Source organism: Burkholderia sp. Ac-20392, from assembly GCF_017104585.1.
Lineage (GTDB): Bacteria > Pseudomonadota > Gammaproteobacteria > Burkholderiales > Burkholderiaceae > Burkholderia > Burkholderia lata.
The window spans coordinates 1-7,664 of record NZ_JAAGPB010000420.1 but is presented as its reverse complement, the minus strand read 5'-3'; the positions used below and the strand labels follow the sequence as shown (position 1 = coordinate 7,664).

Below are 7,664 nucleotides of genomic sequence, written 5' to 3'. Positions count from 1 at the left end.
CCGATGCCGCGAAGCGGCCGAGCGCGCCGATGATGCCGTCCGGACTCGCCGGCCTCGCGACCGCGGCCGGTGCGGAAAGCGTGTCGGGTGTACTCATGCCGGTACTCCGTCGCGCCGCAGATGGCTCGCAAGCGCGAGCGTCACGCGTGCGTTCGCGATCAGCGGCGGCGCCACCACGCGGCCGTCGGGCAGCACGAACACCGACGATTCGCCGTCCGCCGCATCGACTGCCTCCAGCACGCGCTCGGCCGCGCGGATTTCTTCGTCGGTCGGCGTGAATACCGCGTTGATGACCGGAACCTGCGACGGATGAATCGCGAAGCGGCCGACGAACCCCATCGATTTCGCGCGCAACGTCGATTCCTTCAGACCGTCGAGATCGTTCAGCGTGTGATAAACCGTCTGAATCGGCCCGTTCAGCCCCGCCGCGCGCGACACCACCACGCAGCGCGCGCGACACACTTCGAGCGTGAAGTTGTCGACGCCGATCCGCAGGTCGGCGCGCAGGTCGCTTTCGCCGAGCCCGATCCGTTCCAGCCGGGGCGACGCGGTCGCGAGCGGGTAAGCCGTCTCCACGCCATACGCCGATTCGATCAGGATCTGGATCCCCGCTTCACTGCCGAGCGCGTCGAGCCAGCCCGCGACTTCCTGGATATGCGCGGGAAAATCGCACTTCGGCAGGCGTAGCGCTTGCAGCGCGGGCAGTGCGATCGCCTCGACGTCGTCGCGGCACCACGGACTCCCGATCGGGTTGACGCGCACGTAGGTCGGCTTCGGCGGGCCGCCCGCGAGAATCGCGGCGGCGGCCTTGCGGGCGTCGACCTTGTGGCTCGCCGGCACGGCGTCCTCGAGATCCAGCACGATCGCGTCGGCCTCGCTCGCGTAGGCCTTCTCGACCACCTGCGTCTTGTGCGCAGGCACGTACAGATAGCTGCGGTAGGATGCGCTCTGTTTCAAATCACACCTCGTTCGGTCAGGTCGGCCAGGTCCTGCGGTTCCAGTCCCAATGCGCCGAATACTTCATCGTTGTGCTCCCCGCGCGACGGCCCGCCCCAGCGGATCGCGCCGGGGGTGTCGGACAGACGGAACGGCACGTTGTGCGTGCGGAACGTGCCGAGTTCGGCGTCGGGTATCGTGACGACCGAGCCGAGCGCCGCATACTGCGGATCGTCCAGCACGTCGGCCACGTCGTAGATCGGCGCGACGGCCGCCTCCGCGCGCTCGAACTCGTCGAGCACCTCGGCGCGCGTGCGCTGCCCGATCCAGCCGCCCACCGCCGCATCCAGTTCATCTGCGTGCTTCGCGCGCTCGACGCCGTTCGCGAACCACGGCTGGTCGATCAGGTCGGCACGGCCGACGAGCCGCATCACGCGCTCCGCGATGCTGTGCGCCGACGTCGACAGCGCGACCCACTTGTCGTCCGACGTCCGATACACGCCGCGCGGTGAATTGTTCGGCGAACGGTTGCCGGTGCGCTCCGGCACGCGCCCCGTCTGGTCGTAGCTCGCGACTTGCGCGCCCATTGCCGCGAGCATCGTCTCGATGATCGCGAGATCGACCACTTGCCCGCGTCCGGTGCGATCGCGCGCCTTCAGCGCCGTCATGATCGCGAAGGCGGCGGTCAGCCCCGCCACCGTGTCCGCCAGCGGGAACGACGGCAGCAGCGGCGGCCCGTCCGCCTCGCCGGTGGCCGCCGCCAGCCCGCTCATCGCCTCCGCGAGCGTGCCGAAACCGGGGCGGCGCGCATACGGGCCGAACTGGCCGAAGCCGGTGACCCGGACGAGCACGAGCCGCGGATTGATCGCGGACAGCACGTCGTAGCCGAGCCCCCAGCGCTCCAGCGTGCCGGGCCGGAAATTCTCGACCACCACGTCGGCCTGCGCGGCCAGCTCGCGAAAGATCCGCTGGCCGTCGGGCGCGCCGAGATTCAGCGTGACCGCCCGCTTGTTGCGCGCGACCACCTTCCACCACAACGGCACGTCATCGCGGCGCGCGCCGTACTTGCGCGCCGGATCGCCCGTCGGATGTTCCACCTTGATCACGTCGGCGCCGTAGTCGGCGAGCATCGTCGCCGCGAGCGGGCCGGCGAACAGCGTCGCGGCGTCGATCACGCGAATGCCGCCGAGCGGCGCACGGCTGGAGCGGTCCGACGCCGTGTCGGCGTCGACCTCCCCGGTTTCCACAGAGGCCATGACGTTCTCCTGCGAGATAGATTGCATGGCGCGCCGCGCATCACTATCGTCTGCACACCTAAGCATCATGCGACGATACATGCACGACGCGCGCCCCGCGGCTTAGACCGCGTTGATCCGATAGATCGGGAAATATGTCTCGATCTTCCCGTTCAGGTAATCGGACGCCAGCTTCGGCACGTCGTCGAAATCGAAGATTTCGGTCGGTTCCTGGCCGATCCAGCCGGTCGATTCCTGGAAGTCGCGGATCGTGATGCTGTCGTCGTAGCGCCACGCGTGCGTGTGAATGTGCAGGCGGCGGTTGATGCACTCCGTCGCGCGCAGGTTCCACAGGCGCATCCCGGTTTTCCAGCCGACCGTCGCGACGATGCCGGTGCGGCCCGTCACGCGCATCGTCGCCCGATACAGCGCGCCGCCGAGATTGTCGAGGAAGATCGCGACGCCACGGCCGCCGCTCAGTTCGGCGATCGTCTCGGCGAAGACGCGCTCCGATTCGCGGTAGCGTGCCTGATATTCCGGATCGGCCCGGTAGCGCGCCTCGTCATACGCGAGATCCGGAAACTTGCGGCGATCGACCGGCGTGATGCCGAGCTTCGCGAGCTCCTCGAGGCGGCGATCGTTGCTCGCGGTCATCGCGACGCGAAAACCTTCGCGCTTCGCGAGCTGCAGCTCGGCAAGCGTCGTGCCGCCGCCCCAGCCGAACACCAGGTTGTCGGCCGGATCGACGTCCGGCAATTGCGAACGCCAGCACGCCGACGCGACCTTCCAGTTGTCCCATGCGGTGAAGTAGCGGCCGTAGGTCGCCCATTGCAGCAGCGAGTGACGGCTGTCGGTCGGCACCGGCACCAGGTTGTCGGCGCGCATCTTGGTGCGCTGCGCCATCACGCCGATCGTGCCCGGCGCGTCGTACGCGTAGACGAGCTCGGCGAACCCGTATTCGTCGCGCTTGCCGAACGGCATCACCATGCAGATCTCGCCGTCCTTCAACGCACCGACTGCGCTGCCGCGCTCCAGGACGCGCACCAGCGCGCCGTTACCCAGCACGATCTTGTCCTCGCGGCGCTGGCGGCAGATGTCGACCGGATTGCGCGACAGCGCATGGTCGAGGTTCGCTTCCCAAGATCCGTACAGCGGCTCGACGAGCACCTCGTCGGCTTCGAGACTGGAAAATTCGAAGGTTTCGCGGCGCAGCTCGCCCGCAACGGGCGGCTGCTGTCGGGTCGGTTCCGGTCCCGCGTAGAGAACCCATGCATCGGTCTTGATCATCGCCATTCCTCGGTAAACGATTGATGTTTGCAAAAGCGCGCCGAACGATTCGCCGGCTTCAGCGCGACTGAGCCTGCTCCAGTGCCGCCTCCACGTCTGCCGCCGCCGCGACCTGCCCGAGCTTCGGGAAGATCTGGGTCAGCGCGAACGTCTGCGCATCGGCCGACGAGGTGCTGACCGCGTCGCTCACGATGACGACGTTGTAGTTGTTTTCGTATGCCTGGCGCGCCGTCGATTCGACGCCGATGTTGGTCGCGATGCCCGTCAGCACGATGTCGGTGATGCCGCGGCGGCGCAGCTGCACATCCAGGTCGGTGCCGGTGAACGCGCCCCACTGATGCTTCGTCACGACGATGTCGGACGGCTGCACGCCGAGCGCCGGCGCGAACGCGCTCCATTCGGGATCCAGATTCGGCGGCGACGACGGCGCATCCGTCTTCACCTTCAGCGCGACGCCGCCGTCCGGCTGGTAGCTCGTGTGCACGTAGATGACGGGCAGCCCCAGCGCGCGGAAAGCCGCCGCCAGCTCGACCGTCTTCGCGACCACCTGTGCGCCGGTATAGGGCGTGACCGGCAGCGAGACGATGCCGTTCTGCAGATCGATGGCGACGAGCGCGGCGGTGCGATTGAGCGTCGGAATGGACATGTAAAACCCTCACTTTTGTTGTGGAACGGAAGAAACGGCGCCATCGAGGTGCCGGCTCGATACCGCATTGAGCAACAGCAGCACGCTGATGACCGCCAGGACGACGGCAAGCTCGCGCAGGCCGTGATCGCTCGCCGGATGGCCGAGCGCGAGACCGACGAGCGCGAACGACAGGCTGCCGCCGACGTACTGCGCGGTGCGGTACAGCCCCGAGGCCGTGCCGATCCGGTCGTGCGGCGTGCTCTGGTAGAGCGTGGCCTGATTGCCGAGATTGTTGAAACCGTTAGGAATACCGAACACGATGGACAGCAGGACGATCGCCGCGATCGGCAGGCTGCTCGTCATCAGGCTCATCACGACGCTGCCGACGCAGAGCAGCGCGGAGCCGATGACCAGCACCGGGCGCGCGCCGTGCCGGTGCACGATGCGGGTCGCGAGCATCGTCGTGACCGTGCCGATGGCGGCGACCGGCAGCATCACGAGGCCGGCATCGGCGGCCGACAGCCCCCTCGCCTCCTGCAGCCACATCGGCAGCGCGTAAAAGATCGCGTAGAACACGGCATAAGTGCCGACGCAGCGCAGATACGTGCCGAGCAGCGGACGGTTTTCGGCCAGCATGCGAATGTCGATCAGCGGCGCCGCGGCCTGGCGCTCGCGGTGAATCAGCAACGGCACCAGCACGAGCGTCGCGGCCAGCAGCAACCAATCGGGTTCGCGCGACACCGATTGCAGGAACAGCAGCAGGCTCGCAAGCGTCAGCACGAACAGCACGACGCCCGGCAGATCCAGTTCCTTCAGCGTGTCGCGCGCCTGCGCGCCGCGACGGACGGCATCGGCCGGAATCCACAGCCACGCGAACAGGAAGGCGGCCAGCACGATCGGCACGTTGATCCAGAAGATCGCGCGCCAGCCGGCGAACTGTACGAGCGCGCCGCCGAGCGGCGGCCCGAACGCGACGGCCACCTGCGCCGCGATCGAAATCGCGCCGAGGCCGCCCGTCGGCGTCGCGCCGTTCGCGTGCTGCTGCGACCATGCACGAATCATCGCCATGCCGGCCGGATAGGCGGCGGACGTGCCGATGCCGAGCGCGACGCGCGATGCGATCAGCCAGCCGAGCGTCGGCGCGAACGGCGCGAGCGACGACGCGACCAGCACGATCGCAAGACCGAGACAGAAGATCCGCTTCGCCCCGAAGCGATCGGCGAGCCGCCCCATCGTCGGCTGGCCGGCGGCCGTCGCGAGATAGAGGCCCGACACGAGCCACAGCGTATCGATGCGTTCCTGCGCGGCGCCGTGCGGCGCGAAGGCCTGCTGGATGCTGACGAGCGCGACAGCGATCATCGACGAGTTCAGCGCGTTGAGCAGCGTGCCGAGCACGATCGGCCCCACCAGCTTCGCCGGCAGGCGCAGACCTGCGTTGCGTCGGTCGTCGCCGTCTTCAGGCGGGCCGCCGGCGGCTGGACGTCCCGCGTGCCTGGATCGATCGTGAGTCGTGTTCATGGCGCCTTCGCAAGAGGGATGGGCATCGGTCGATGAATTTCGAACGTGCGTTCACCATACCGCCCGGCGCGCCGCGGATGAAATGGATTGTTGCGATGCACACATTCGCAACTTGAATGGGTGGCTTGCGCGTGACGCATCGACCCGGCACCCGCCGAGACGGCGGCGCGGCACGAGAAACGCCCGTCAGCCTTGCGCGACGGGCGATCGAGGAGAATTCGGGGGGATGGGTCCGGTCACGTGCGGCGAGCTGCATGCACCGTGGCCGCGCGTGCCGCATGACAGTTTTATGCGGCGGTGCGATGCGGGATCAGAGGGCGGCCTCTACAGGAATCGCAGGCATGCCGCATTCACGCATCGCATGTCGTGGGCCGCACGGCATTCGGCGGCACGCTGCGTGATCTGCCGAAGCAGACTCACCGCAGCGTCCGCGGGATTGCGCCGCCCCTGCTGCCGGCGCGGCGTGATCCGGTCAGTTCAACCCGCCGCTCACGACGAGATGCTCGCCGGTCATCCAGCGTGCGTCGTCCGATGCGAGGAACACGGCGACCGACGCGATGTCGTCCGGTTCGCCGAGACGGCCGAGCGGCGTCTCGCTGCGCACCTGCTTGTCGAGGTCGGAACCGATGATGCCCGCGCTGTGCGTGCCTTCGGTCACGATCATCCCCGGGTTGATCGCGTTCACGCGAATCTTGCGCGGGCCGAGTTCGAGCGCGAGCACGCCGGTGATCGCGTCGACCGCGCCCTTGGTGCCGCTGTAGACGGCGCTCGCGGGCGGCGTGATGCTGGTCACCACCGAGCTGATGTTGACGATGCTCGCGCCTTCGCCGAGATGCTTGACGGCCGCCTGGGTCATCAGCAGCACGCCGAACACGTTCGTGTCGAACTGGCGGCGGTAATGTTCTTCCGTGATCGCCTCTATCGCGCCGAATTCGTACACGCCGGAATTGTTGACGAGCACGTCGAGACGGCCATACGACTCGATCGCCGTATCGACGATGCGCTGCGCGTCGGCTGCCTTCGACACGTCGCCACCCACCGCGACCGCGCGGCCACCGGCTTCGACGATCGCGCTGACGACCGCGTCGGCGCCCGCCTTGCTGCTCGCGTAGTTGACGACGACCGACGCGCCTTCCGCGGCCAGCGCCTTCGCGATCGCCGCGCCGATGCCCTTCGATCCGCCCGTGACGATCGCTACCTTGTTTGCCAGCTTGCTCATGATCTCATTCCTCAGTCAGAAGACTCTCGATGGATGGTGCCGGTTGCCGGGTTGTTGCGCCGATGCGCAACCGGTATGGCTGGCAATTTACTGTGCGGTGCGGCAGCGATAAAGCGGCTCGACACGAATTGACTGGCGGAGTTTTCCGAACAATCGCGCGCGCGCCGTCAGCCGGCGCTCAGCCATGCGTTCGCGACCTCGCCACCCAGGCCGTCGAGTGCGCCGTCGTAGACGATCCGTCCGCGCCCCATGACCGCGACGCGCCGCGCGAGCCTTGGCGCGAACTGCAGCCGCTGCTCAATCAGCACGATCGCGACGCCGTCGGCCTGCAGCGCCTTCAGCAACTGGTTGGTGGTCTGCCGCGTCAGCGACAGCATCGCCGCGAGCTTTTCCTGCGACAGCCGGATATGGGTGCGGCCGGCGCTGATCCCGCCGTAGCCGTCGGCGATCATCAGCAGGCGGGCGGCAAGCCGCTGCGCAGCCGGCATCACGCTCATCGATTCGACGGTCAGGAAGCTCAGGCGCAGCTTCTGCGCCATCAGCAGCGCGAATTGCCGCCAGTATTGCGGCGTTGCGTCGAGGATCGCGAGCAGTGCGGCCTGCGGGACGTGCAGCAGCAGCGCGTCGTCGAGTGCGATCGCGTCGTGCGTGCGCGGCTGGCCGTCGAACAGCGCGATTTCGCCGAACCAGGTGACGGGCTCGGCGACCGTCAGCAGCGCTTCCTTGCCCTGCGGATCGACCGCACCTATGGTGAGTGAACCGGCCAGCACCGCGTACAGCCCGCACGGCGGGTCGCCGCGCCGGAACAGCGCATGGCCGGCCGGCAGCCGGCGCAGCGCCA

At 67.9% G+C, this 7,664-nt stretch carries 6 protein-coding genes and 1 pseudogene; all 7 read right to left on the bottom strand.

The window, feature by feature from the left end; translation table 11 throughout:
- Positions 1–93: 93 nt before the first annotated feature.
- The gene (locus tag G3N99_RS30840; protein WP_174934603.1) at positions 94–957 is read right to left on the bottom strand and encodes a CoA ester lyase; all 864 of its coding nucleotides are present in this window, start codon (positions 955–957) and stop codon (positions 94–96) included.
- Positions 954–2,192 (bottom strand): CoA transferase, encoded by a 1,239-nt coding sequence (locus tag G3N99_RS30835; protein WP_174934605.1) that lies wholly within the window; start codon positions 2,190–2,192, stop codon positions 954–956. Before G3N99_RS30835 ends, G3N99_RS30840 begins: the two co-directional genes overlap by 4 nt.
- 102 nt (positions 2,193–2,294) lie before the next feature.
- On the bottom strand, positions 2,295–3,458 hold the full coding sequence (locus tag G3N99_RS30830; protein ID WP_206124269.1) for a zinc-binding alcohol dehydrogenase family protein: 1,164 nt from the start codon (positions 3,456–3,458) through the stop codon (positions 2,295–2,297).
- Positions 3,459–3,516: 58 nt separating this feature from the next.
- Entirely contained in the window at positions 3,517–4,104 is a 588-nt protein-coding gene (locus tag G3N99_RS30825) for a hydrolase (RefSeq protein ID WP_174945990.1), read from the bottom strand.
- Positions 4,105–4,113: 9 nt separating this feature from the next.
- Positions 4,114–5,604: an MFS transporter gene (locus tag G3N99_RS30820; RefSeq protein ID WP_206124267.1), complete on the bottom strand. Its 1,491-nt coding sequence runs from the start codon at positions 5,602–5,604 to the stop codon at positions 4,114–4,116.
- Between the two features lie 472 nt (positions 5,605–6,076).
- Complete coding sequence (locus G3N99_RS30815; RefSeq protein ID WP_174945986.1) at positions 6,077–6,823, bottom strand: glucose 1-dehydrogenase; 747 nt, start codon at positions 6,821–6,823, stop codon at positions 6,077–6,079.
- Positions 6,824–7,137: 314 nt separating this feature from the next.
- Positions 7,138–7,664, bottom strand: a pseudogene (locus tag G3N99_RS30810) (Crp/Fnr family transcriptional regulator); the annotation flags it as partial.